Source organism: Verrucomicrobiia bacterium, assembly GCA_035577545.1.
GTDB lineage: Bacteria > Verrucomicrobiota > Verrucomicrobiia > Palsa-1439 > Palsa-1439 > Palsa-1439.
Genome location: DATLVI010000044.1, coordinates 12,788 through 38,740, shown reverse-complemented (window position 1 = coordinate 38,740; position 25,953 = coordinate 12,788). Strand labels below are relative to the sequence as shown.

The following is a 25,953-nucleotide window of genomic DNA, read 5'->3' as shown; positions in this document are numbered from 1 at the left end:
GTGTGTGAGTTTTTTTGTACGGGCGCGGTGTCTTTGATGTATTGTTAAGTTACTTTCGAATTGGGATATAAGTTTTCCAGTCGCCCCGAACGAGAAGGAAGATTCCGTTGAAAGTGGTTTCACCTAAAGCGTTCATGACTGTCTGCGCGGTTGCCGCCTCGTTGTGGTTGCTCGGTGGCCCTGGACTTGTGGCCCATGCCGCTCCGTACACCCCGCCGAGCAGCAACCGATCCGATCTCCTTCTGGACGACAGTTGGAAATTCATTCTCGCGGATGTCCCCGGCGCGACGAACGTTGTGTTTGATGATTCTTCATGGACGCCGATCACGCTCCCGCACACGTGGAACAACCTCGACGGCCAGGATGGCGGAGGGAACTACTTCCGGGGCATCGGCTGGTACCGGCGGCATTACACGGTCGATGGATCGTACACCAACCGTCAGCTCTTCCTGAAGTTCGATGGCGCGAACATTGTCGCCGACGTGTATGTGAACGGAACATTTGTCGGCGAGCACAAGGGCGGTTTTTCCGCGTTCGTGTATGACGTCACGCCGTACATCAACGTCGGCGCTGACAACGTCATTGCGGTGAAGATGAACAACGCTTCCAACGCCGATATTCCACCGCTGAACGCCGACTTCACTTTTTTCGGGGGAATTTACCGTGATGTCCATCTGCTCGTGATGGACAAGCTGCACGTCACGCCACTCGACTACGGCTCGCCGGGCGTCTACCTGAAACAGACCAGCGTCAGCAGCAACTCCGCCAACCTTCAGGTCACAGCCAGGCTCCGCAATGACACCGCCGGCAATTCCAACGTGACAATCACGACGGTAATCGTGGACGCGACGAATAAAGTCGTGGCCACGTTGACCACCAATCAAGTGCTTGGCGCGGGCAGCGATCTGGCGATTGTCCAATCTACGACTATTTCCAATCCTCACCTGTGGAACGGGCGGGCTGATCCATACCTCTATCAGGCGTACGTTCAGGTCAGTGATGGCACCACGAACAATGACCTCGTCCAACAGCCACTCGGCTTTCGTTATTTCAGCGTCGACATGAACACAGGCTTCCACCTCAACGGCCAGTATCTCGATCTCCACGGGGTCAATTTTCATCAGGATCGGTTGAACGAAGGCTGGGCCATTAGCGCGGCTGACATGACGCAGGATGTTGGCCTGGTGGCGGAAATGGGTTGCACGGTCGTTCGCCTCGGCCATTATCAACATCCCCAGACCGAATACAATCTGCTGGACCAGGACGGAATCGTCGTCTGGAGCGAGATTCCTTTGATCGATAACATCTCATCGAGTGTGAACTTCTCCAACAACGCGAGCCAGCAGTTGATTGAGACCATCCGCCAGAACTACAATCACCCGTCCATCTGCTTCTGGGGAGTCTACAACGAAATCATTTTGCAGAGCGGGCCCGATCCGCGTCCGCTGGTGCAGTCCCTGAATCAATTGGCGCACGCCGAAGACCCGACGCGCCTGACTACAGCCGCGTCCTGTTGCGCGGACAACGGCGATCCCCTCAACTGGTACACCGACGTCATCGGGTTCAACGAGTATTACGGTTGGTACACCGGTTTCTACACGGATTTCGGCGGGGCGATGGACACCAAATTCCAGGGCGCCCAGCGGCCGATGGGTATCAGTGAGTACGGCGCGGGCGCCAGCATCTTCCAGCATATGGAGAATCCATCCGAGCCGGCTAATATCAGCAGTGCGGGCACTCCGCATTACGAGGAGTACCAGAACCTCCTGCATGAATCTACGTGGCAACAAATGCAGGCGCGACCGTATCTGTGGCTCAAGACCGTCTGGAACATGTTCGACTTTGCCTCGGACGGGCGGAATGAAGGCGATACCGCGGGCCGCAATGACAAGGGCCTCGTGACCTATGATCGCCAGACGCGCAAAGATTCTTTCTATTGGTACAAGGCGAATTGGACGACCAACGGGTTTGTTTACATCTCCAGCCGTCGTTTCACACCGCGGGCCACAACCACGGTGGAGGTCAAAGCATACTCCAATTGCGACAGCGTCCAGCTTCAAATCAATGGCGTATCGCAGGGCACACTCACCAGCACCAATCACATCTACAAATGGGCCGGCCGGACCCTGGCGGGCAGCAGCAACGCACTGGTCGCCATTGGCACGCAGGGCAGCCAAATATTTACCGACACGGTCATCTGGGTTGTGGCCACCGCGGTCAACTCCGGCGGTAGCGCCGTCGGCCAATTCGCCGCCGACGCCTACTTCACCGCGGGTGCGGCCTCCTCGAGCACGAACACGATTGACACCAGTACCGTTTCGAACCCCGCGCCACAAGCGGTGTATCAAACCTCGCGCTTCGGCAATTTCTCATACGTATTCCCCGGGCTCGTGACCAGTTCGAACTACCTCGTGCGCCTGCATTTCGCGGACTACTTTTGGACTACCACCGGCCAGCGCCGCTTCAACGTAGCCATCAACGGCGCACAGGTTCTGTCAAATTTTGACATCATCGCCGCGGCTGGCGCCCCGAACCGGGCGAATATCCAGCAGTTTATTGCCGCCCCCGACAACAGCGGGCAAATCACGGTCCAGTACACGACCCTCCTGGACAACGCGTTATCAAGCGGCATTGAGCTGGTCCCCAATGGGTTGGTTTCCAACAGGCCTCCGGTCATCGTGATCAACTCACCGGTCGGCGCCCTCGCCACGCTCAATAGCACCAATTCCGCTCTCGTTCTCAACGCCACCGTGACTGATGACGGAAACCCGCAACCGTCCACGCTCACAATGACGTGGACGCAGGTCGCGGGTCCCGGCACGGTGATCTTTGGTTCGTCCAACGCCCCGGTGACGACCGCCATTTTCCCGCAATCCGGTGCGTACATCCTCCGGCTGACGGCCAGCGACGGGGAATTCCAAGCCATCCAGAACGTGAACGTCACCGTCGATCCCGCAACAGTCTATGCAGCGGGCCTCACGGCGTACTGGAAGTTTGACGAGACGAGCGGGACCACCGCCTTCGATTCGTCCGGCAACGGGTTGAATGCTGCCGCGTCCAGCGCCGCGCTGTGGACGACGAACGGATATATCAATGGGGCGGTGAACATCAACAACACGGGGGCCAACAACGTCAATGCGGGTCATCCAGCCGCGTTGAACAATCTGTTCAGCACGGGCGCAACCGTGTGCGCGTACATTAATACCGCAAGCCTCGGTGGCGGCAGCCTCGGCCGAATCATGGACAAGAGCGGGACAGGTTGGATCCTGTACACGCAGAATTCGTTCATCAGCGGCCAGTACCAGTTGCAATTCGAGCAGACGTTTACCAACAACCGCACGAACAAATGGCAGACGGGACACATCATTACCACGAGTACCTGGGCGCATGTGGCCATTTCCTACAGCAGCAGTTCACAGTCAAACATCCCCGGCTTCTACGTTAATGGCGTGGCGCAGAGCATCACCGACGTGAGCACCGGGCCCGGAGGCCTGAGTGAGACTCCCCGTGATGATTCTGCCCAGAACCTTATGATTGGCAACCGCGCCGATGCTGCGCGGCCGTTTGGCGGACGGATCGATGACGTACGGATTTACAGTCGCTCCCTCTCGGCGGCGGAAGTTTTCGGGCTTGCGACGTTACCAACCGGCGACCGCGCGCCGTTTGTCAGCGCCGGCACCAACCGGATTACTGTTGTCGGTGCGCCGACCCCGTTGGCCGGCACAGCGGCGGACGACGGGCTCCCCAATCCGCCCGGGGTCTTGACGACGACGTGGAGCCAGATCAGTGGCGCCGGTACCGCAACTTTTGGCAACGCGAACGCCACAAACACGACGGTTACCTTCGACACCACCGGCGTGTACGACCTCCGTCTGACAGCGGATGACGGTCAGGCTCAAGCAGCCAGCGATATGACGATCACCGTCATGACACCGACGCTGTTCCAATCGTGGCAACTGCAGTATTTTATGTGTGTCGACTGTCCACAGGCTGCGGCCAATGCCGATCCGGATGGTGATGGGATGAACAACTTTCAGGAGTTTCAGGCGGGTACGGATCCGACGAACAGTAAATCCGTGTTCCACATCACTTCCGTGACGACCCAGGGCAGCGACGTGCGGGTAACCTGGACGACGGTCGGCGGTAATACCTACGCGGTCCAGGGTGCCGCAGCCGCTGGTTATTCCAGCAACAACTTTGTGGACCTCACTGACCTGATTTTCGCTCCCGGCAACGGTGAATCCACTACGAACTATCTCGACGAGGGCGCGAGCACCAACGGCCCGGGCCGATACTACCGCATTCGCCTCGCCGTGCCGCAGTAATGGAGTGAGTGGCGCCTCTTGCGATCTGTGGATTTCTGGATGCGAGGAATCATGAATTGGAGTGTCGAAGTTGCGCTTTGCAAACGAAATCTTAATTCAATGTTTCAGTTGTAATACCATGATATGTGGGTATTTCACATTTGTATCTCGTTCTGGCAGTTCGGCCTCCAATGAAAACGTTATCATCGCTCTTTAAGGTTGCTCTCTGGAGGCAAGTCAGCGTATTATAATCGCACTAAACGGGACCAGTTCAAGATGACTGCACTAAGGGCTTTTACCTCTTCTTTGCTCCGAACCAAACTGTCATTTTTGATGCTGGTCCTCGGTGGCCCATTACTCTTCGGAATGCTCGGAGCGCCCACGACGAACGCCCAAACCTATTCGCTCATCTGGAGCGATGAGTACAATAGCGCCACGAGTTCGAATGTCGATGCGACCAAATGGGTATTCGAAAGCGGGAACAATGGCGGCTGGGGAAACGGTGAACAGGAGTTTTATACGGGCCGCACCAACAACGCTTACGTGGCGAATGGTTCGCTCCATATTCGCGCGCAAGTAGAACTCACCAACGGATTCCGTTTCACCTCCGCCCGCATGAAGACCGAGACCAAATTCTGGTTCACGTACGGGCGGGTCGAATGGCGCGCCAAATTCCCTTCCGGCGTCGGCATGTGGCCGGCACTCTGGATGATGGGAACGAACATTGCCAACCTAGGCTGGCCGGGTTGCGGCGAGATTGATGTGGTGGAGAATAACGGCACACCCACTTTCAACCAGGGAAGTCTGCATAACGGAGGCACCCTCGGTGATCAGACCGCGATATACAATTTTGCTGGTGGAGATTCCATCACTAACTTCCATGTCTATGACCTCGATTGGTCTTCCAACTCGATCTCATGGTCTGTCGATGGGACGGTTTTTGAAACCCGGACCCAATGGTCCAGTTCCACGGGAAACCCCTATCCGTTCCCCTATAATCAGCCATTTTTCCTGCTCATGAACTTCGCCACCGGCGGTTCTTACGCTGGCAATCCCACTACCAATGCCATTGCTGCCAGCCTGCCCCAGGAAATGCAGATCGATTATGTCCGCGTCTATCAAATCTCTCCGCCTTCGGTGCCTCCCTCAACGGTCACAGGATTGACGGCAACCGCGTCTGGCACGTCCGTTTCGCTGAATTGGAACGCGGCGAACAACGCCACGAGCTACTATGTGAAGCGATCGTTGGTCAGCGGTGGACCGTACACCACCAACGCCAATCCTGTGGGGACCAGCTATACCGATAGTGGACTGACCAACTGCACGACATACTACTACGTGGTTTCGGGCGTGAATAACATTGGCGAGGGTACGAATTCCAGCGAGGCCTCTGCCACCGTGGTGAGCTCGGGTTATTTTGCCGTGGGCTCGGGTAATACCTCTCCGGTTGGAGCATTCGTTGCCGACACGAACGTCGTGGGAGGGACCATTGCCTCGCCGTCAGGCGCGGCGATTAACACCAGCAATGTGACCAACCCCGCGCCCCAGGCCGTGTATCAACACGAACGCTACGGCGCCATGACGTATACCTTCGGCGGCCTGACTCCCGGCGTCGCCTACAAGGTGCGGTTGCACTGGGCCGAGATCTACTTTAATGCGGCCAATAGCCGAAAGTTCAACGTCACGATCAACGGCACACAGGTCTTGACCAACTTCGATATCTTCGCGGCCTCAGGCGGAATGAACATTGCGATCGTTCGTGAGTACACGGTCACGCCTGCCGGCAGCCAGATCGTCATCGCCTACTCGGTCGGCACTGCGGATCAACCCAAGATCGACGGCACGGAAATCATCCTGCTGCCGCCTGCAGCGCCGACTAGTTTGACCGCGACGGGAGGAACCGGGCAAGTAGCCTTGAAATGGGCCCCTGTGCCCTCCGTTACTGGCTACAACGTCAAACGGTCGTTGAGCAACGGCGGACCGTACACGAATGTGATCAGTGGGGTCGCGACCACCAACTATACAGATACAGGTCTGGCGAGCGGGACAACATATTATTACGTGGTCTCGGCAGTTGCGGTCGGATGCAACGAGAGTACCAACTCCGCCCAGGTTAGCGCGACGACGGCGGCATCCGCCCTGTCGTACTCGCAGTGGCAACTCCAATACTTCAACTGCACCAATTGCCCACAAGCCGATCCGGCGTTCGACTTCGATGGCACCGGCCAGAATAACCAATTCAAGTTTGTCGCCGGTCTCGACCCGACCAATCCGTCTTCGGTGTTCGTGCTCACTGTCGCCAGCGTGACCAATCAGCCGGCTCAGATGAACTTGATCTTCAACCCCCTGGCCAGTGGACGCACCTACACGCCGCAGTTCACGACTGACATGTTCGGCGGGGTTTGGACGCAACTGGTGGGTTACGCGGGCCCGTTGACCAATGGCAATCAGGCCACGATTACCGACATGAACGCTGTGCAGCCGAATAAGTATTACCGCATCGACATCAGCGCGCCAACCGCACCCTAACGAGACGTCGGTTCCGCGATCCTCGATGGAGTGGACAAGCGGGGAGAAGTCTTGGGGAAGGGAAGCTACGAACCTTCGTGGCTGTTGCCCATCGTCGAGGCAATAATGTGCCGTAGTGTCTTTTCGTACGGGGTCAGATCGTTAGCGTGCGCCAACCGGTCAAACTGCGATTCGAGTTGCGTGAGAGTCGCCAGTTTCTGGTCCACGTAGGACATATAGTCGGGGTTTGCGAACCCGTACCTGACTCGCGAAGGCAGGCGCTCGCGGATCTCCTGGTCAAGTTCGTCGCTGAGTTGTTGAACCGTCTTCGGATGCTGCGCCTCTCGCATTAGATCCTGCAGATTCCCGTGGGGCTGGGAAATAAACCTGCGCACATAGGCGGCCACTTGGGCTTGTACCGCCAGCGGATCGGTGTTTGCGGAGGGGATTGTCTCCGCGGCGGGGCGCTCCGGATTTCCTGCCGGGGTCATTGCATGGCTGTCGGAAACCGGGGCAACCGAACCTCGTGACGGCTCCCCGACGTTGGCGGATGGCGCCCAACCGTTCTGCGCGGCGAATCGGGTGATATAATAAACAGCCATTTCGGCAGCGGCATCGGGGCGGAGAAGCCGGTTCCGTATGGTGATCGTAACGACGCTCATGTACCCCAGAACCAGGAATGCGATGATTATGCAAAAGACGCGGGTTCGGCGCAGCGATCGCCGGGCCTTGTGGAGTTGCTCGTCAATGTACTGAATGGCAACCTGGTCGGCGGCGAAAATGGGCTCGTCATCTTCGCCTCGTTCGGCTCCGCATCCGGATTCGGGTCGAGCGGGGGATGAGATCATCGCGCGTCCCTCGAAGATTGGGAGCCAGCTCGCGGACTGTAATCCTCGAGAGGTGGTTTCGGCAGCCCTTCTTGCACACGACTGACAAACAGACCGGCCACCGCGATGGGAGGCAACCCGGCATGGGTGTCATTGCCCTCCCGGCTACGAATGGCGACGAGATCGTTGACAATCCGGGTCACGGTAGCCTGGTATTCCGACACAGTCTGCTCGCGAAAATGTCCCAGTGGCTTCTGCGGATCGTCCGCGGCATCGCAGATGCCCACATTGGTTTTTTCCCCAGCTGTCGCGGACGGCGAGGACTTCATCCGGGACGACGGCCCCTGAACTTCGTCCGTTCCACTTCCGGATCCAGAGGCGTGAGGGTGGCGGGGGATTGGCGAATACGGATCCGCCGAGGGGAATATCTTGCAGGACGCCTGGATGCCAGATTCGTCCATCTGCGGCAGGACCTGCTTGGTAATTTGGCGGGTGAGATCGACGATGAATTCATCGTGCGTCGGGCCATCCTGGAGTAGGCTCAAGGCTGCATTCCTGATGATCAGCAGACAGATGGTCGTGATGGCCAGCGCACAAAGGCTTGTACCCACGATCCATATGCGCCGTCGCGATCGCGCCACGTTTAGTTGGTCGATCTTCTCTTTTATTTCGTGAACGCTCAAATTGAACCGGCTCCATTCTGACATCTGGACAGACGTCGGTGCCTCGGGCGTCCAAATGAGCAGCAATCCTGCCAAGACAGGGATTTCTGTATCTAATTTACAGGCATATGGTTCCATTTATTAATCCATTCAGGGAAAGCGCTCGAAATGGCTGCAGGCCGCCGCCATGGCGAGACAGGACGACTACCGTCTGGTTGTTTGGAGGGCGCTTCGTTATTATCCGGCTTTCATCGGTATAAGGAGATCTCCCATGCGTCCATTCATTCAAATTCTGGGTTTTCTGGCGATCGTAAGCATGTCCGTGGCCCAATCAACTCGCACGGAAGTGACCAATGCCACCACATCGGCGGAAGATTCGAAGACGAACAGCAGCGCCGTGCCGGATGTGTACGCGTTAAGCGGGCAATTTGACCGGGTCCTGGTGCTGCGCTTCAAATACCAGACCGACCTCCTGACCGGCCTCGAGCGCATGATGAAAGAGCAAAAGATCCACAACGCGGTGATCCTGGCGGGCATCGGATCGGTTCGCGGTTATCACGTTCACACCGTCAGCAACAGGACCTTTCCTTCCAAGAATGTTTACGTGAAAAACCCCTCGGGCCCCGCGGATATTGTAAGCATGAACGGCTATGTGATTGACGGGCGCGTTCACGCCCATATCACCCTGGCCGATCCGGACAAGGCTTTCGGTGGGCATTTGGAGCCCGGCACGACCGTGTTCACGTTCGCGGTGGTGACGGTCGGGGTTTTCAAGGACGGGATCGACCTCAGCCGCATCGACGATAAGAACTATCGATAGCTGCCTGAATCGTCCTAAACGGCGACTGATGCGGCAAGTTGCACGGCTTCGGTGGTCAGGGTGCGGATGGCCGGCCAGTTTTTCTCTGCGATCAGCTTGCGCTCGACCATCCAGGAACCGCCGATGGCCGCGACGATCGGCAGCGATAGATATGCGCGGGCATTGCCGGCGTTGACGCCGCCTAGCGGGATGAATTTCAACCCGGTGTGCGCATACGGCCCGGCCAGCGACTGGAGCATCTTCACGCCGCCGGCGGCTTCGGCAGGAAAAAACTTCTGGAGCTTACAGCCCAGCGCCAACCCATGCTCGACGTCGGAGGGCGTCATGACGCCGGGGACGAACGGAAGTTTCAACGCGAGCGATTTCTTTACGACCACCTCATTCAAGCCCGGCGCGACGGCGAACTGCGCGCCGGCGTCGATGGCGCGCTGCAATTGGTCCGTATCCAGGATCGTGCCGGCGCCCACCAACATTTTGGGGAACGCTTTCACGACGTTGCGGAGGGACTGCTCGGCAGCAGGCGTGCGGAAGGTGATCTCCATGACGTTGAGCCCGCCAGCGAGGAGCGCCTCGGCCAGCGGAACAGCGTCTTCCGCGCGGTCAATGACTACGACGGGCACAACTCGTACTTTTGATATGCGTTCCATATGCGGTAACCAGTTTAAATAAATTCGTTGATGAGATTCTCCAGCAGCTCTTGTCGTCCGCTTGTGTTCGCGTCGGCCTCGCCCTTCTTAAGCATGTAGGTTTCCAGGTCCTTGAGGTCGAGTTTGCCTTTTTCAATGTCCTTGCCGAGGCCGCGGTCCCACGAGGCGTAACGCTCTTTCACGAATGCCGCGAGACGGCCATCCTTGCGGATCGCGGCGGCAATCTTCAGTCCGCGCGCGAACGCGTCCATGCCGCCGATGTGCGCGTGGAACAAATCCACCGGCTCGAAACTCTCGCGGCGGACTTTGGCGTCGAAGTTGAGCCCGCCGGCTTTGAAACCTCCCATGTCGAGCAAGACGAGCATGACTTGTGTCGCCAGGTAGACGTCGGTTGGAAACTGGTCGGTGTCCCACCCGAGGAGTTCGTCGCCGCGATTGGCGTCGATCGACCCGAGCTTGCCGGCGGCGGCCGCGACTGTGAGTTCGTGCTGCATCGTGTGACCGGCCAGCGTGGCGTGGTTGGTTTCGATGTTGAGTTGAAAGTGGTCGAGCAGGTCGAACTCGCGCAGAAAATTCAAGCAGGCTGCCGCGTCGGAGTCGTATTGATGCTTCGTCGGCTCCTTCGGCTTCGGCTCAATGAAAAACTGGCCTTTGAAGCCGAGGGATTTTTTATAATCGACAGCCAGGCGCAGGAATTTCGCGAGATGTTCCTGTTCCCGCTTGAGGTCGGTATTGAGGAGGGTCGAATAGCCTTCGCGTCCGCCCCAGAAGACGTAGCCCGCACCGCCGAGTTCGTGCGTGACTTCGAGGGCCTTTTTCACCTGCGCCGCGGCGAACGCGAACACGTCGGCGCTGCAACTCGTTGCCGCGCCGTGGACGTAGCGCGGATTGGAAAAGAGGTTGGCGGTACCCCAGAGCAGCTTGATGCCGGTACGCTGTTGTTCTTCCTTGAGAACTTTTACAACGGCATCCAGGCTCTGATTGGTTTCGCGGAGATTCTTGCCTTCGGGCGCCACGTCGCGGTCGTGAAAACAATAGAACGGCGCGCCGAGTTTTTCGATGAACTCGAATGCCGCGCGCACGCGGCGCTGGGCGTTGGCGATGGAGTTCGAACCATCATCCCACGGGCGCAGTGCCGTGCCCGGCCCGAACGGATCGCTCAATGGGTTGCGAAACGTGTGCCAGTAACAGACCGCGAACCGCAAATGATCGCGAAGCGTTTTGCTGTCGAGTTTTTCAGTGGCGTGGTAATGCTTGAAGGCGAGCGGGTTCTTCGACTTCGGCCCTTCGTATTCGATTCGTGTAATGTCGGAGAATGCTGGCGCCGCCATATCTGTGACTCGCAACGGTTTGAACATACTTAGTGCCATAGCCAAGGCCCGCAGAGCAACAGGTTTTTCGGAAGAACGGTGGCGGAGTTGGCAAGGAATATGCGCTTCCCACGTAGTTTATGAAGAAGCGTGCGATCACAAATGGCGGGTCCTTTGTCCTTGGGCTGATTCTCTTCGTTTGCGGGCTGAATTTTCAGGCGATTGCGGACCCGATGAACAATGCGGATCTGGCGTGGTACCGGGGTCTCTATGTTGCGCCCTACGTGCAGGTGAATACGCACCCAAACCCCTGGGACGCTGACGCGCAAGCCTTGTTGGAGATGTGCGCGCGCCGCTATGCGGGTATTGCCGACGCGCCGACGCATGAGGAAATTGGCGTCAAAGCAAAATCAGTTATCGACGCCGGTTGCACCGAGCCATTGGTTTACTACGTCTATTACTGTCAGTTGCGTCGCGCCGGTCCGAAAGCGCCGGATGGAGAGTTGCAAGGGCCGGACGAAATGTGGTTGCGCAAGGCCTTCGAAGGTTTTCGCGCGACGAAATATCCACGACGCCTGGCCATGAAAGCTGCATTGAGTGTGGCCCTCTTCGAAAAGAGAAAGGAAAAAGAGCACTCCGGAGAATCGCGGCGCCTGGCATTGGCGGCGGTGGATTTTGGGATTGAAGCCATTTCCAACCAGGAATACATGGCGAAGAATGGCGTACCGGAAACGAACCGGCTGACGAGCGATTTGGAATACTTGCGAGACATGACGGAGAAGGTGGGATTTGATACAGCGAAAGGATTTCAGCGGATGGTGGATCGATTGGGGGATGGTTACTTTTCCAATATCCTCGATGTGATCGATACGATTGCCTCCCATGAGCGCGTTCCCGATCATCGCGAGTGGGAGACGCTGCAGCGGAAAGGCCGGCGACTGTTGCGGACAGAACGGTTTGATGAGTTGGATCAATTGGCGACTGATCTGGTGACGAAGAAGTTACGGTTTCAGGGCGGTGAGTGGAAATCGGTCTATTTATATGACGGACTGAAATTGCCTCGCAAGTCGCCGGAGGAGGATTGGGCCAAGCGGTTTGAATTGATTGAGCGCTGGCGAACAGCCAATCCTGATTCCGTGCCAGCGCGGCTGGTACAGGCGCGGACGTATATGGAATATGCCTGGAATGCGCGCGGTGGAGGCTACGCCGATAGTGTGGCCCCGGCTGCGTGGAAGTTTTTCTCTGGGCGAATGGCAAAAGCGCACGACATGTTGTTGCTCATCCCGTCGGCGAATCGCCAGAACCCCGAGTGGTACCGATTGATGTTGATGAACCTGGCGGAGACGCAACAAACCGACGACTACCGCGAGTGCCTGCAACAGGCGCACGAACTGAAACTGGACTACGATTGGTTTGATAAACAAACCGCTTGGTATTCATTGCCGCGATGGTACGGGAACAAGGGCGACTGGCAGAAGGTTGCCGAGACGGCGGGGGACACGACCAAGGATGAAGACGGCGACGCCCTGTATGCGCGGGTAGTCTGGCACATCTGGGATTCCACCGAAGGCAGCAACTCGGATATTCGTAACAAGTTCTTCGAGAAAAACAACCTCTCGTGGCCGCGCATGAAGCAAGGTTTTCGGGACATCGAGAAACGCTATCCCGGATCGTTGTGGAACCTGAATGCATTCTGTCGCTTTGCCTGCATGGCAAAAGACAAAAAGGCCGCGCATGAGTTGTTCGATCGTATCGACAAAAACTGGGACGTCGCAATATGGTCGAATCGCCTCCAGTATCGCGCCTGGAGAGGGTGGGCGGAGACCAAAGACGACGACCAACTCACCAGTAAGTAAGCTGTTCAAAGACGGAGGCTGATTCAGCGTTTCACAGAACGTTGATTCACAAGACGCCGACAATTCGATCTGGACATCGGATTCCGATAATGATAAGGTCTGGGCATGTTCTTAGACAGGCCTACTCCGCGAGGAAGAGAATACCCTCACCTCAGTCCCTTGCTCCGAACTCCGGTCCGGAGTTCGGAGCGTTTTACGACTCTCCCAAGGGGAGAGGAGGGGCCGTATATACGTTTCTACGAAACGAACCCATTTCGTTTTCGTGTTGTTTTCAATGTATCGCATTTATTCACAGAAGCTTATGCCGTTTGGAGGAGCGTTTGCAAATGGGTTCGTTCTGGGAAAACAAACCCATTTTGGGACGTATTTCCTTGTGGGGAAGAATGCAAATGGGGAAAGTCCGCTCGGGGTGAAGGTCTGATGATGCGACGGATCACGATATATGTGCGAAGGGTGCTGGGAGTTTTTGCGCTGATGATGGCGTGTGTTTCGTGCCAGACGGGTTCACGCGTTGGCGCTTCGGCGACGGGCCTTGGGCCTTGGGTTCCGGACAATGGGGACGGCACTTACAAGAACCCGGTCATTTGTGCCGATTATTCGGATCCGGATGTGGTGCGGGTGGGGGATGATTTCTATTTGGTGTCGTCGAGTTTCAACTGTGTGCCGGGGTTGCCAGTCTTGCATTCGAAGGATTTGGTCAACTGGACGATCATCGAGCACGTGTTCGACAAGTTTTCCTATGGAAACTTCGATGTGCCGCAACATGGCAATGGGGTTTGGGCACCGAGCATTCGCTATCACAAGGGTGAGTTCTACGTTTATTTCGCAGATCCCGATTACGGCATCTTCATGGCGAAGACGAGGAATCCGGCCGGGCCGTGGGAACCGTTGGTGCGTGTTCAAGAATCGAAGGGTTGGATCGATCCGTCCCCGTTTTGGGATGATGACGGGAACGCCTATCTCGTACACGCGTGGGCCAAGAGCCGCGCCGGGGTCAACAGCATTCTCACCATCAATCGGATGAGCGCGGACGGCACGAAACTTTTGGATGAAGGGAAGCTGGTCGTTGACGGGCGGGACGGCAAGTATCCCACACTTGAAGGCCCGAAGATGTACAAGCGGAATGGTTGGTACTATCTAATGGCCCCGGCGGGCGGGGTGCCGAAAGGTTATCAACTGGCGTTCCGTGCTCGGAATGTTTTTGGGCCTTATGAAGGCCGGATCGTGATGGACCAAGGGAAGACGGAGATCAACGGGCCGCACCAGGGCGGGTGGGTGGAGTTGAAGTCTGGGGAGAACTGGTTCGTTCACTTCCAGGACCGTGGCGCGTACGGGCGGGTGGTCCACCTGCAGCCGGTCAAATGGGTGGATGATTGGCCGGTGATGGGGATCGACAAGGATGGGAATGGCAAAGGCGAACCGGTGTCTCTCTGCAAAAAGCCGGATGTTGGCCGGAGTTATCCTGTACTCGTCCCGCAGACGAGTGATGAATTCGATTCGCGGCGGTTGGGGTTGCAGTGGCAGTGGGAGGGGAATTATCACAAAGAATGGACGTCGCTTACGGAGCGGCCGGGGTGGCTGCGGCTATTCGCTATTGCGATTCCCGACAAGGGCACCAATCTATGGAGCGCGCCGAATTTGTTTTTGCAGAAACTTCCCGCTCCCGAGTTCACCGTCACCACGAAGCTTGAGTTTGGCAAACTGGCAGTGGGGGAGAAGGCCGGGCTGATCGTCATGGGAGCAAGCTACGCGTACCTCGCGGTGGAGCGGACATCTTCCGGTGCTCGGGTGGTCGAGGTCACTTGTCGGGACGCGGCCAAAGGTGGGAAGGAGATTGGGGAAAGCGGCGCTGATTGCGCGAGCGATTCCTTGCTGCTCCGGGTCAAGGTGAATCCCGGCGCGATTTGCCAATTCAGCTACGGCGGCGATGGGAAAGGGTTCACACCTGTGGGCGAATCCTTCCAGGCCACCGCTGGTCGATGGATGGGCGCGAAGGTTGGATTATTCTCCTTTGCGAAGGATGGCGCGGAGCAGCGAGGTTATGCGGACTTCGATTGGTTCCGATTTGAGTAAGGGCGGTTCGCCCAACTCAGGTCGCTTTGACATCCGGCGCGGGCGGATCGACTTGGAATCCGAGTTCTCGCAGTCGATGCACCTTGTACAACAGCGCTCGACGGCTAAGGCCAAGCGCCTTGGCGGTCTCGGTACGGTTAAAACTGTGCTCACGCAAGGCAAGAAGAATGGCCTCCCGTTCGAGGTCTTCCAACCGGCTGGCTTGCACGGTCAGCCTTTCCGCGGACTTCGCCGGGTCCTCCTGGACGCGCGCGGGGAAGTGTTCCGGCAGGATCAGGTCGCCATGCGACATCAGCACGGCGCGCTCGATCGCGTTGCGCAGTTCGCGAACATTGCCGGGCCACTTGTATCCCTCCAGAAAACGGGCGACACCCGGCGAAAACTTCGCCTGGTTGTTGGTAAACTGCGCAAGAAACCGCGTGGCCAGCGGGAGGATGTCCTCGGGGCGTTCGCGAAGCGGCGGAACGTGAATCTCCATCACATTCAGTCGGTAATACAGGTCCTCGCGGAATTCCCCGTTGGCGACCACTTCCTCCAGGTCGCGGTTGGTCGCGGCGAGAATGCGCGCGTCAGTGTGCAGTTCCTTGTTGGAGCCGACACGTTGAAACCGCCCGTCCTGCAGGACTCGCAGCAGTTTGGCCTGCAAGGAGGGCGACATTTCGACAATTTCGTCGAGAAAAATGGTCCCTTGATTGGCCTCCTCGAAACGCCCGATGCGCTGGGTATACGCGCCCGTGAAGGCGCCTTTCTCGTGGCCGAAGAGCTCGCTCTCCAGGAGCGTCTCCGGGATGGCCGCGCAGTTCACCTTGATCAGGGGACCGGTGGACCGGCGGCTCCAGGCGTGGATGACCTCGGCAATCACTTCCTTGCCGACGCCACTCTCGCCGGTGAGGAGGATCCGTGTTTCCGACGAAGCGACCAGCGAAGTGTCGCGAAAAACAGCTCGCATGAGCGGGCTACTGGCCACGACACCCTCCGGCAGCGGGCGGTCTTCGGTGACTTTGGGGGCCATCGCGCCTTCGAGGCCAAGGGCGTTTCGAACGGAAGCCAGCAATTCGTCCAGATCAATGGGCTTTTCCAGGTAATTCACCGCGCCGTCGCGCATCGCCACGACGGCGTCGCGGATGTCCGCATAGGCGGTGACGAGCAGGACGGGCAGGGTCGGGCGCAGCTTTCGCAGGCGATGCAGCGTCTCGAGACCCGAGATGCCGGGCATCCGCACGTCAGAAATCATCATGGCGACTTCCTGCTCGCCCAGGACTTCGAGCGCTCGCTCGCCCGAGGAAACCGGTACTGTCTCAAACCCCTGGCCGTTCAGAAACGAATTCAGAAGGCTCCGCTGTCCGGCGTCGTCATCGACGATCAGGATGCGGGCTGCGCCCGGGGATGGATGATTGGTTTTCGGTGACATGAAGGCTCCGTGTCCTCATCCCGCCTTTGCCGCAAGTTTCAGGCGGCTGAGACGAAAGATCGCTCCCTTTGGTTCCTTGGGGATATATTGAATCTCCCACCCATGCGCGAGAACAATTTGCTGGACTACCGCCAGCCCCAATCCTGTTCCCTTCGGATGGGTGGTGAAATATGGTTTAAAGATTTCAGCGCGATGCTCGCGAGAAACGCCGGGACCATTGTCGCGGACATCAAGCTGCGCCTCCGTGGCGCTGCTTCTCCGAGAAATAATTTGGATCTCCCCGCGAGCCGGGATGGCCTGAATGCTGTTGATCAGCAGGTTAAAAAGAACCTGGCGAAGCAACTGGGCGTCGGCCTCCACGGTCAGGCCCTCGTCTTCGATCTTGAGCTGGATGGCCTTGTCGTCGATATCGCTTTGGAGCGCGCGGACCACGTCGCCAATCACCGCACCCAGGGCAACCACCGACCGACGCACTTCTCGCGGCCGGGAATAATTGATGAACTCGTTCAGTTGGGCGGTGACGCGATCCACCTCGTCGGTGATCTGGAGCGACTTGCCCCGGATTTCCTCCGGTGTGCCGGGCTCCTTGGAGATCATTTGCGCCAGGCCGCGGACGATGTTCAGCGGATTGCGCGTCTCATGGGCGAGGCCGGCCGCAGCCACATTCATCTCCCGCAAGTGCGAGTTCAGTTCGCTGGCGCGCAGCAGGTAGACCTGCAATTCCGAGGTCTTGACGAGATTCTGCCATGCCAGGCCGATGCCGACGACGGAAACGGTCGCCAGGAAGCCAATGATGAAGCGCAACCAGAGATCGCGAAGCGACGCGGTGCGAAAGGACTCGGTGGACATGGCGACCACCAAACCATGCAACCCACGGGTCTCGCTCAACGCCTGATATTCTTTCTCATCCATCCAAAACGGGCGTCCGAAGCGAGGTCGGCCTCCTCGGTCCCTTGGGCTTTCGGTCCGTTCGTCTGTGTTCGTTGTCGGGCTGTTTGTGGCCACACTGTCAGGAGGGCGTTGTAAACCCGGATCGTCCGGACGAGACTCACCGCGCTCGAATCCTCTCCCGACATTACGAACTCCGTTGGTCGCATCTCGTCGCGAGAGAATAATGGTTGGGCGATTGGTTTCGCCTTCCGGGGTCACGCTCGCGCCCAGATCAATCAGGTTCACGAGAGTGACACTCCGGTCTCCCCAGCGTTCACCCTGTTGCGTCGCATCCTTTTTTTCGAGATCAAGGGGTTTGCCCGCGGAGGCCACCACATTGCCGGAAGCGTTCAAAAGCGCGACCGAGATGAGTTCGCCCGACTTTGCGAGTTCGTTCAGGGCGGATTCGAGTCGTTCCTGGGAGACGATCCCACCGAAGCGCCGTTGCGATCGAATGACGATGCTGAGCGTTGCGGCAATGTCCCGGGATCGATTGATGAGGGCGGTCCGCGCCGATTCCTTGACCCAGCGATACTCCAGGACCTGCCAGATAATAATCGTCGCCCAAACCGCCAGCAGAAATCCGTAAACAAGCGGAGTCCGGCGTCGGATGCGCGAAGTAAAAGTCGCTTCGGATTCGGCCATCTATTTCGGGCTCTTGGTGGATTGGCCAGGAGCCTTGTTGCTCTTCACCGGCAGGGTGTCGAGGAAGCGGTCCAGCTCCTGTTCCGTGAACGCCTTGGGCATTAGCTGCGAGTTGGCCTTGTCATGTTCCGACAAGACCGCCAGTTGCGAAGGTTGGGTGACGATGTGCGGGGTCAAAAAGATGATCAGTTCGGTTTTCGTGTAACTCTTCGTTTGGCGTTTGAAGGCATTGCCGATGAACGGAATATCGCCCAGGATGGGGATTTTGCTGTCCGTGGTCGTCTTGTCGTTTTCCATCAAGCCGCCAATGATGACGGTTTGAGCATCGGGTACCACCACCACGGTATCAGCGGAGCGAGAATTGATGACCGGGGCGCTGACCGAGCCGCTTGGTCCGCTGGAGATGGGAACCCACTGGCTTCGATCGGCGAGTTCCGACGTCTGGGGTGACACGATCATTTCCACGAGGCCCTCGGGAGTGATGAACGGAGTGACTTGCAAAATAATCCCGACTGGTTGGTAGGTGACGGTGTTGATCTGGTTGCCCAGCGTGTCGAAGCGCGTGCTGGTGATGAGTGGAACCTGCTGGCCGAGGCTGATGGTTGCCTGCTGATTGTTCCGGGCCAGGATCGACGGGCGCGACAGGATTTCCGTCTTTCCCGCTTGCGCAATAAGCCGCAGTGTTGCGGAGAAGTCATTGCCGAGGATCGTGTACAAACCCGCGCCCGGCGGCACGGGGGCGGCCCCTGACGAAAGAAGCCCGAAGATATTCGAGGCCGTACCCGTCATGGGGCCGCGGAGCTTGCCGGTGATGTTTCCCTCAACCCCAATATCCGAAGCGTTATTGTAAGTGACCTCCAGGAACACAACCTTAATGAGCACCTGAGGCTTTGGGCGATCCAGGCCGCGGATCACCTGTTTGATGTATTGGGCCGTCTCATCGTCGGCGATCACGGTGATTTGCTTTGTGTCGGGGTCGCTGGAAATGACCGCGTCCCCGATTGTGCCATTCGGGACATAGGGTCGGCTGTTCGCGGTGCTCGAAGGCGCCGCGGCTGGTCGTTGCGCCTGCCCCTGTCCCTGCGCGCGCGCCGGAAGTGCGGCGCACAAACAGACGCACACGCTGCCGGCCAGAATCTTTATGAACCGCAAATAATTGATCATCATGTTTGCCTCGTCATTCCTTGTTCTTCAGATTGCGGGTAACTTCCTAGAATCCCCCAACTCCACCACCGCCGCCCCCGATGCCGGTTCCGCGTCCCATGCTGCTGGTCGTCGTTCCCTGATTGTTCCGCGTGGTGCGACTGGTGAGGGCGTCGTTCTGTCCATTCTGCGTTGAAGAATTGTTCCGCTGCGTGGTCGTGTCCTTGTTGAACATGTCCTTCAGCACGGGCAACACATCCGTCACTTCCGCGTTCTCCAGCGGGATGACATAGACACTTTGTTTTCTGGAAGTATTGCCGTCGAGCTGCTCGATCATGGCGGCGATTTGGGGCATCAAATCGCCGGCGGCGCTGATGATGATCGAGGAAGTGCGTTGATCCGGGCACGCAATGACCTGGCCTTTTTTCTTCATCCGGTCACTGGTCGGCGTCTGGGTGGTCGGGGCGTTTCCCTGCCCGAAGAAGCCACCGCCAAATCCTCCACGAAAACGGACGGCGGCCTGATTTTGGTCGGCCGTCTTGCTGTCATCCGGGAACAACTGCGCAAAGAGCGCCGCAGTCTCCACCGGATCGGCATTGGCCAGATGGAACACCCGCAATTCCGTCACGTCCGAGACGCTGACGTCGATTTCCCGGACCAATTGCTCAATCGTGGGTATGTATTCCTCCGGCGCGCTGACGACCAGGGAGTTGCTGCGGTCGTCCGCCACAGCCGAGACGTGCGGGACCACTCGTTGCGCCGCTGCGTTGTCTGCACCGCCGCCCTGGCCACCCCCTTGACCGCCACCTCCGGCACCGCCGAAGCCCCGGAAGAACTGGCGAGGATTGTTGCCTTGCTGCTGGTTGGTTGTGGGCGCCTGGAACAATTCTTTGACCGCAGTGGCCAAATCTTTTGCGTCCGCGTATTTCAACGGGAAAACGCGGACGGTTGAAACGCTGGAAACCGAAGTATCCAGCGCGTTGACGATTTCCACCATGCGCCGCACATTGGCCCGCGTATCGGTCAGGACCAACGCGTTCGCGCTGTCGTTCGCGGTCAAGGTAGCGTACGCCGGCTTGAGCGGTTCCAGGTCCTTGACCAGCTGGGAGACGTTGGCGTAACGGACCGGGATAATTTGTGTGACCATTTCATCGGTCTTGGGGATCGCCTCGGCATTGCTGCCGGGCATAACCGGGATGTTTCGCTTCTTCGCTTCGTCACGGGCCATGATCGTCAACGTCCGACCGTTGCGAACCGCCGCGTAACCATTTCGATTCAGCGCAGAATCGAGCACTGCGACCGCTTCATCCCTGGTGAGGGGGCGGTTGTTCCAGACGTCCACCTTGCCTTTCACCTCGGTTTCCAAAACGATGGTGAAACCGGCAGCCCTGCTCAGGTAATCCAGGACCATTTCCAGCGGCGCGCCTCGGAAGTTAAGGCGCAATTCGTCATCGCCAGCAGGCGCGTTCGCCGCAGCCACAGTGTCCGTCGCTGCGGTCTCGCTGGGTTTCTCGGTCACAACCGGTTCCTGCGTGGCTGGTTGATCAGCCACCGCCGGCGGAGCACTGGGTTGCTCGACGGCCGGGCTGTTCGTGGGTACAGACGCCTGCGCCGTATCAGCCGTCTGGCCGTTTGACACGGCAATGGGCCCCCAGCTCAAACCGACCAGCAGAATGTAAGTTTTCATGGTGTTCATTTGTTCAGCTCCTTTTCGCGCTGTTGCATCAATTTTTTGAGGATCGCATCGGCGCTGCTGCTGCCGGTGCTGGGTCCGCTGTCGGAAGTTTCTGTATCCTTCGTTTCGGAAGCGGAAGCCGCGTCGGTAGTCTCCGATGGTTTGGCGAGCGCCACGGTGCCGTCCACCAGCTGCCATTCTCCCGCATCGAGCTTTTTCATCTGCATCCCCACGGCCATTTTGATCTGGTTGCCTTTGGTCTCCAGTTGGACATGATCAGGCGCGACTTCCGTGACCTTGTAGTCGGCAATGGTGCCGGCCACTTTCAGGACCTTCTTGTATTTCGAATCGCTGCCGCTGAAAAAAGCGAACTCGCCCCGCTTGTCAATCAACGTGCCAACCAGGGAAAAGCCCTCCGCGCGCGCCAGGCGATTCGGATCGATCCTTCGTCCACGTTCACCTGATCCCGCGCGACGGTTGGGATCGAAAATGTTCCGCTGGGAAATGATTTTGAAACTTGGATAGGCCACGGCTGCCGTAGGGTTGTTCGTGTCTCCCGCGAAGCTCCTGGTCGGAAGCCAGAGCATGCCGATAGTGAACAGGGACCACATCACGCGGCGGGCCTGACTTCGTTGGTTGCGGGAATGCTTCATGGTTGTTGTGCCGGCTCCCCCGTAAGGACCAATCCCGTAAAACGTACTCCGAGTGAAAGCTGTTGACCATCGTTATCCCGCGAGGAGATTTCGACGTCCTCCACTCGCAAGGCAATCGATTCCCGCTCCAAATCGTAAAGGAAGCGCGTCAGGGATGACATATCACCAAAGGCGTCAGCCCGGCATTCCAGCGTCACGTAGTCGTCCGCGTTCTGCTTCCATTGGGGCTTGATGGAAGTGAAACTGATCCCGCTATCCTGCGTCCAATGATCCACGGACTTCAAGACCTTGCTTTCGGCCATCGACAGGTTGACGGGAAGGGTGTTGCTCGCCATGTTTGACCAGCGGTCCCGGATCCTCTTCTCCCGATCCAGCAAAAGCCTGCCCTGGGTGAGGTCTTTCGACAATTCCGCAATCCGTTCGGAGCGCTTCGACCACACGTGACCCAAAGGCGTGAGGATCAATCGGTCAAGGGCCAGCAACGCTACCGCGCTGATCGCCACAACCGTCAGCACCTTTTGGCGGTTTTCAATTTTCATGGGTGGCTCCGTCCGACCAATGAAAGTCGAAGGTGAATTGCAGCGGTGATTTGCCGCGGACCTGCTGGACTTTTACATTCTCGATGTGATCCTCTGCCCGCAACCGATCCAAGAGTTTCAACAGGGCCTGGTTGTCATCCGCCACGCCCGAGCAGGAGACTTCCGAAAGGTCCTTGATTTCGAGCGTCTTCACCGAAACCACGCCGTCTTCCGGAAAGGCCTGGGTGAGGTTCTTGAGGATCGTCAATGTGTGCGCCGAACTGTCGAACCACGGCCGAAACTTGCGGATGTTTTGTTGCATCCCATCGATTTCCGTGACCCGCGGTTCAATGGCGCGCCAGCGCGATTCCAGGATCGAAAGCCGGGTGTACTGGATCAGGAAAGCCAGCAAAACCAGAAGAACCGTGGCCCCCGCCGTGGCGCTTGACCAAAAAACCCGACGCGAAGAGAATCGCGCCGCGAGTTCCATCCAAGGGCTGATCTTCGGCGGCAGAAACTCGAAACCGGTGGTCTGGTCTTCCAGACCACGGAGCGCCATCACCAGCGCCGGCGGCGCGCCTTCCGGAAGGGAAGCCAGCACGGCTACTCCGTCCACTTGGGCAAGGAGGCGTACTTCCACCGGCAACCCCATGCGTCCAGCGATCGCGGCAATCTCCTCGGCCAAAGGTTGCGTCCATTCGGTGCGTCCAAAGACCCTGATCTTCGTGACCGCTTCACGGAATCCTGCCGGCAGTTGTCCCAGCGTCAGCCGGATTTCCCTCGTCAACAAATCGGTGTCGATTTGGCGCTGGCCGTTGTCCGTTTCGATGGCGCCTTCCAGGGAACGCAACGCGACGACACCGCCGCCACAGGTGATCTGCAGGTCAACCCTGTTTTCACCGACTACCAGGGCCAGGACGCCTTCCGATTCCGCCGCAGACGGCAACTGCAAAGCGGCGACCAGCAGCGAGAAACGGACCGGTTTGAGACGGGCGGCAACAAGAACCTGTTCGAGGCGCGACAAGTAATCCCGGGGTATCGCCACCAGCGTGGCGTACTGGCCATCCTTGGCGGAGCGGCAGCGTGAGGTCGTCGTGCGCAGGTCTTCTGGCGCGTAGGGGAAACCTCTTTCAGCCTGGATGCTGAGAAAGCTGCCGACGTCCTCCTCCGGGATTTCGGGCAATTTGACCGGCAGGGTCAACACCCAATTCAGGGGGACGCCGACCGCACACCGGCTTTCACGGATGCCGGCTTCATCGAGGCGATTGCGGATTTCCTGCCCTACCAGCTCCGGGTCGTTCGTCAAAGGATCCAGTGAAAGCAGGGCTTCAAAGGGCTGGCCCGCCTCTGGCGGACTTTTGCCGCGCGAAAGGATGATCCCTTCGAGACGCCGTCCCTCGATGGTCAAACCCATCAGGGACGACCCACGTGGCTTCAGAAGTTTTAGGAAGTTCAGTGTCATCACATGTTCCCGGTCAGTTGCCAGTTTTGCCGTGCCGTGCCGAGCGCCCGGGTCATTTGATTCAAATCCCGACGATAAATGATCTGCGGTGTTCCACTGCTGGTGTCGAAGACGAAAAGGGTGCGCCGGTAACCCCGGCCATGATGACCGATGGCGGCAACGTCGGCGGTGAACTGATAACTCTTGGCCGTGATATACTGACCAGCTGCGCTAGCATCGTCGGGACTTAAAACTTGAGCTACCCACGCTACCGTCGCCAATTGGTCGGGATGAGCCTGTCGATACGCGATGAGAGCCTGCGCGTTGTTGACCCCAACAAGGCAAGCGAGGACGGTAGCGGAAGCGGTATTCACATTGACCAGCCCCGGAGTGTAAGGGTCGTTACTCGCGATCAGCATGTCCGCAACCTTGGCGAAGTCATCGGCATTCATCCCGCTGGTCATGTAGAATTGCAGGACACTGGTAAACTTGGGATTTGTTCCAATTTTCTGCAGGATTTGCGTAACCTGATCCGGGCTCAGCACACCCTGAAGTGCCGTCCGCAAGGCTTGTCTGTTATTGACATTGGTGCGGGGCAAGCCGTTGATCTGAGTATTCGGTTCGCGGCTGTAGACGGTGACATAGTCCAGAATTCCCGCGTTCAACCCGTTGTCGAGATTGGCGACGCTGCTTGGCAACGTATTCTGATTGCCTTCATTCGCATCGAGGATGCCGTTGAGATTGATGTCCGCGCCGTATAAAATGTCCGTGGTCGCGCCGATCACGAGTTTCAATTCGTCAATCGTCTCGAACGGGGCATTCTTGCAGGTGTACGGCGGGTTCAGCATTCCGTACTCCAATTTGGCGCCTCCCGCAACGACGGTGGAGGCGTTGGTCCGCCAGTTCAGGATCGAAGCAGCCAGATCAGGGGTCATGAACGGCAAGGCCTCCAACTGGTCCAATGTCGCCGTATTAAGGTTCAGCTTCGATGCTTCATCGACGAGAGCAAACACCGGCACACCGCTGTTGACGTTTGAAGTTCCGCCGGTATCCCGTCCAATCAGCCAGAAGTGCGCGTTCCCCACGGGCACATCCTGACCCTGGTAGGTTTGGGTGAACGGCGTCTGTCCCGATTGCGGAGTGTACGCTTGAATGACACCCGGCAAGACCAGGACGCCGGGCATGTTCGTGCCCTGCGATTGGACCTGCACTTGAAGATTGGTGAGAACGGCGCTGATGTAGCGTGCCGCGCCTTCGATCGCCTGGTCGGCCTCGACGCTGGCCTCATAATTGTCGGCAGCCTGGAGATTGAACAGCATCGACTGGCCGAAATACAAGGCGATGCTCACCAGACCAAAGGCAATCCAGAGCACAATCACCAGCACCGCCGCTGTTGGCGAAAACGCATTCCGTCCAACACGCTGCCGTATGGAATTTCCGGTTTTCATCCGCCGGTTACACTCCCTGCCGTCGCGACACTGTTACTGGACACCTGTCCGTCCACCGGGACCAAAACCTCCAGCGGCAGGCGGCCCTGGCCGGTGGAATTCCCGTTGGCAAATTCGATGTGCACCTTGATCGCTTGCGGTGCGGGCGTTACCGCGGAGGTCGAATCCCATGTGGTCTGCCAATTCGCGCCGTCGTAAAATGAAAACTGCACGGAGCTGACGCCACTCAAGAGCGGTTGCTCGGTGAGATCTGGTTGCGTAGACGCCAGAAGGTTGCGGCTGATGGCGCGGACCAGGTCCTTGCCGCCTGGATGCGAAGCGTTGGTCGAATCTTTCAGCAGGTAGGAGACTTTTTGCACGTCTCCCCAAGGCTGGTCATTGCGGATCACCCCGGTCGTCGTATATATGTCCAGATCCGTGGGTTGGTTGTTGCCGCTTTCCGTCCCGGGGCTTTCGATGGAAATCGCCATTGTCCCGCTCGTGATCAATGTGCCCCGCAAGTCGGCCTTGAGAATCGAGGCGGCATGACTTTGCGGGATGCTGTTCTCGACCAGGTCGGCGGTGACCGACCGCAAGTGTAACGCGGCATAGAAAGCGGCATTCATGGCCGCCAGAACAATCGCGGCGATGAACGTCGCAATCAGCACCTCCAACAGGGTGAAGGCGCTGGGGTCTGAAAACTTACGTTGGTTGCCTCGACGCCTCATGGGACTGTGTCCGGCAATACAGTGCTCAAGTGCACGTTGTAATTCTGATTTTGCACGGGGTAGGTGACCTCGACGGTCACGAGCCGCAAATTGTTGAGGCTGGTGTCGCCGCCCCACGATTCGTTCTTCATGGTCCATTGATAACCCGGCCACTGCGCACCGCAGGCGCCGCCCTGGCCGGAATTGTGCCATTGACCGGTGACGATCAGTTCGTTCAATTTGCTTTCCGCCAATTGCACGGCCACACCCTTGCGCCCGGCCACCGCCCCGGCGCGGCTGGCGATCCGCAAACCCTGCAAAGCCACCGGGATGACGATGGCCATGAAGAGCATGGCGGCGAGCATCTCGACCAACGTGAAGCCGGCTGGCAAGTGC

General features: G+C 58.1%; 19 protein-coding genes. 5 read left to right on the top strand and 14 right to left on the bottom strand.

Features of this window, described 5'->3' with window-relative positions:
• Positions 1–134: 134 nt before the first annotated feature.
• Entirely contained in the window at positions 135–4,325 is a 4,191-nt protein-coding gene (locus VNL17_16035; GenBank protein HXI85592.1) for a glycoside hydrolase family 2 TIM barrel-domain containing protein, read from the top strand.
• A gap of 312 nt (positions 4,326–4,637) precedes the next feature.
• The gene (locus VNL17_16030; protein HXI85591.1) at positions 4,638–6,833 is read left to right on the top strand and encodes a family 16 glycosylhydrolase; all 2,196 of its coding nucleotides are present in this window, start codon (positions 4,638–4,640) and stop codon (positions 6,831–6,833) included.
• A gap of 65 nt (positions 6,834–6,898) precedes the next feature.
• Here VNL17_16030 and VNL17_16025 read toward each other — a convergent pair whose 3' ends face one another.
• Positions 6,899–7,660: a hypothetical protein gene (locus VNL17_16025; GenBank protein HXI85590.1), complete on the bottom strand. Its 762-nt coding sequence runs from the start codon at positions 7,658–7,660 to the stop codon at positions 6,899–6,901.
• The gene (locus VNL17_16020; GenBank protein HXI85589.1) at positions 7,657–8,250 is read right to left on the bottom strand and encodes a hypothetical protein; all 594 of its coding nucleotides are present in this window, start codon (positions 8,248–8,250) and stop codon (positions 7,657–7,659) included. Before VNL17_16020 ends, VNL17_16025 begins: the two co-directional genes overlap by 4 nt.
• Positions 8,251–8,572: 322 nt before the next feature.
• Here VNL17_16020 and VNL17_16015 point away from each other — a divergent pair, with 322 nt between their 5' ends.
• Entirely contained in the window at positions 8,573–9,121 is a 549-nt protein-coding gene (locus VNL17_16015; GenBank protein HXI85588.1) for a PPC domain-containing DNA-binding protein, read from the top strand.
• A gap of 14 nt (positions 9,122–9,135) precedes the next feature.
• Here VNL17_16015 and eda read toward each other — a convergent pair whose 3' ends face one another.
• Together eda and xylA are read right to left on the bottom strand one after the other, a co-directional pair.
• Entirely contained in the window at positions 9,136–9,768 is a 633-nt protein-coding gene (gene eda, locus VNL17_16010) for a bifunctional 4-hydroxy-2-oxoglutarate aldolase/2-dehydro-3-deoxy-phosphogluconate aldolase (GenBank protein HXI85587.1), read from the bottom strand.
• 14 nt (positions 9,769–9,782) lie between these two features.
• Positions 9,783–11,099, bottom strand: coding sequence for a xylose isomerase (gene xylA / locus VNL17_16005; GenBank protein HXI85586.1), 1,317 nt, complete (start codon positions 11,097–11,099; stop codon positions 9,783–9,785).
• Between the two features lie 119 nt (positions 11,100–11,218).
• Between xylA and VNL17_16000 the strand changes: the two genes are divergently transcribed.
• Both VNL17_16000 and VNL17_15995 read left to right on the top strand, forming a co-directional pair.
• Positions 11,219–12,934, top strand: coding sequence for a DUF4034 domain-containing protein (locus tag VNL17_16000; protein HXI85585.1), 1,716 nt, complete (start codon positions 11,219–11,221; stop codon positions 12,932–12,934).
• Between the two features lie 444 nt (positions 12,935–13,378).
• On the top strand, positions 13,379–15,007 hold the full coding sequence (locus VNL17_15995; GenBank protein ID HXI85584.1) for a glycoside hydrolase 43 family protein: 1,629 nt from the start codon (positions 13,379–13,381) through the stop codon (positions 15,005–15,007).
• Positions 15,008–15,023: 16 nt separating this feature from the next.
• On the opposite strand, the gene VNL17_15990 is transcribed toward VNL17_15995, so the two are convergent.
• From VNL17_15990 to VNL17_15945, 10 genes are read right to left on the bottom strand one after another with little or no spacing between them, the layout of a single operon-like run.
• Complete coding sequence (locus tag VNL17_15990; protein HXI85583.1) at positions 15,024–16,418, bottom strand: sigma-54 dependent transcriptional regulator; 1,395 nt, start codon at positions 16,416–16,418, stop codon at positions 15,024–15,026.
• Between the two features lie 15 nt (positions 16,419–16,433).
• On the bottom strand, positions 16,434–17,993 hold the full coding sequence (locus VNL17_15985; protein ID HXI85582.1) for an ATP-binding protein: 1,560 nt from the start codon (positions 17,991–17,993) through the stop codon (positions 16,434–16,436).
• Positions 17,994–19,160, bottom strand: a complete 1,167-nt coding sequence (locus VNL17_15980; GenBank protein ID HXI85581.1) for a hypothetical protein — start codon at positions 19,158–19,160, stop codon at positions 17,994–17,996.
• 43 nt (positions 19,161–19,203) lie between these two features.
• A complete protein-coding gene (locus tag VNL17_15975; GenBank protein HXI85580.1) occupies positions 19,204–20,823 on the bottom strand; it encodes a secretin N-terminal domain-containing protein in 1,620 nt (539 codons plus the stop codon).
• Positions 20,824–20,828: 5 nt separating this feature from the next.
• Positions 20,829–21,464, bottom strand: coding sequence for a hypothetical protein (locus VNL17_15970; GenBank protein HXI85579.1), 636 nt, complete (start codon positions 21,462–21,464; stop codon positions 20,829–20,831).
• Positions 21,461–22,003 carry a type 4a pilus biogenesis protein PilO gene (gene pilO / locus VNL17_15965; GenBank protein HXI85578.1) on the bottom strand — a complete coding sequence of 181 codons (543 nt, stop codon included), beginning with the start codon at positions 22,001–22,003 and terminating at the stop codon, positions 21,461–21,463. The genes VNL17_15970 and pilO overlap by 4 nt, the downstream gene beginning before the upstream one ends.
• Entirely contained in the window at positions 21,993–23,444 is a 1,452-nt protein-coding gene (locus VNL17_15960) for a hypothetical protein (protein ID HXI85577.1), read from the bottom strand. Before VNL17_15960 ends, pilO begins: the two co-directional genes overlap by 11 nt.
• Positions 23,444–24,871, bottom strand: a complete 1,428-nt coding sequence (locus tag VNL17_15955) for a hypothetical protein (protein HXI85576.1) — start codon at positions 24,869–24,871, stop codon at positions 23,444–23,446. Before VNL17_15955 ends, VNL17_15960 begins: the two co-directional genes overlap by 1 nt.
• Positions 24,868–25,578: a type II secretion system protein GspJ gene (locus tag VNL17_15950; protein ID HXI85575.1), complete on the bottom strand. Its 711-nt coding sequence runs from the start codon at positions 25,576–25,578 to the stop codon at positions 24,868–24,870. The genes VNL17_15955 and VNL17_15950 overlap by 4 nt, the downstream gene beginning before the upstream one ends.
• Entirely contained in the window at positions 25,575–25,949 is a 375-nt protein-coding gene (locus tag VNL17_15945) for a type II secretion system protein (GenBank protein ID HXI85574.1), read from the bottom strand. The genes VNL17_15950 and VNL17_15945 overlap by 4 nt, the downstream gene beginning before the upstream one ends.
• Positions 25,950–25,953 lie beyond the last annotated feature (4 nt).

Coding starts and splice junctions, on each gene's coding strand:
- VNL17_16035 (HXI85592.1), top strand. CDS start 135: ATGACTGTCTGCGCGGTTGCCGCCTCGTTGTGGTTGCTCGGTGGCCCT.
- VNL17_16030 (HXI85591.1), top strand. CDS start 4,638: ATGCTGGTCCTCGGTGGCCCATTACTCTTCGGAATGCTCGGAGCGCCC.
- VNL17_16025 (HXI85590.1), bottom strand. CDS start 7,660: ATGATCTCATCCCCCGCTCGACCCGAATCCGGATGCGGAGCCGAACGA.
- VNL17_16015 (HXI85588.1), top strand. CDS start 8,573: ATGCGTCCATTCATTCAAATTCTGGGTTTTCTGGCGATCGTAAGCATG.
- eda (HXI85587.1), bottom strand. CDS start 9,768: ATGGAACGCATATCAAAAGTACGAGTTGTGCCCGTCGTAGTCATTGAC.
- xylA (HXI85586.1), bottom strand. CDS start 11,099: ATGGCGGCGCCAGCATTCTCCGACATTACACGAATCGAATACGAAGGG.
- VNL17_16000 (HXI85585.1), top strand. CDS start 11,219: ATGAAGAAGCGTGCGATCACAAATGGCGGGTCCTTTGTCCTTGGGCTG.
- VNL17_15990 (HXI85583.1), bottom strand. CDS start 16,418: ATGTCACCGAAAACCAATCATCCATCCCCGGGCGCAGCCCGCATCCTG.
- VNL17_15985 (HXI85582.1), bottom strand. CDS start 17,993: ATGGCCGAATCCGAAGCGACTTTTACTTCGCGCATCCGACGCCGGACT.
- VNL17_15980 (HXI85581.1), bottom strand. CDS start 19,160: ATGATGATCAATTATTTGCGGTTCATAAAGATTCTGGCCGGCAGCGTG.
- VNL17_15975 (HXI85580.1), bottom strand. CDS start 20,823: ATGAAAACTTACATTCTGCTGGTCGGTTTGAGCTGGGGGCCCATTGCC.
- VNL17_15970 (HXI85579.1), bottom strand. CDS start 21,464: ATGAAGCATTCCCGCAACCAACGAAGTCAGGCCCGCCGCGTGATGTGG.
- pilO (HXI85578.1), bottom strand. CDS start 22,003: ATGAAAATTGAAAACCGCCAAAAGGTGCTGACGGTTGTGGCGATCAGC.
- VNL17_15960 (HXI85577.1), bottom strand. CDS start 23,444: ATGACACTGAACTTCCTAAAACTTCTGAAGCCACGTGGGTCGTCCCTG.
- VNL17_15955 (HXI85576.1), bottom strand. CDS start 24,871: ATGAAAACCGGAAATTCCATACGGCAGCGTGTTGGACGGAATGCGTTT.
- VNL17_15950 (HXI85575.1), bottom strand. CDS start 25,578: ATGAGGCGTCGAGGCAACCAACGTAAGTTTTCAGACCCCAGCGCCTTC.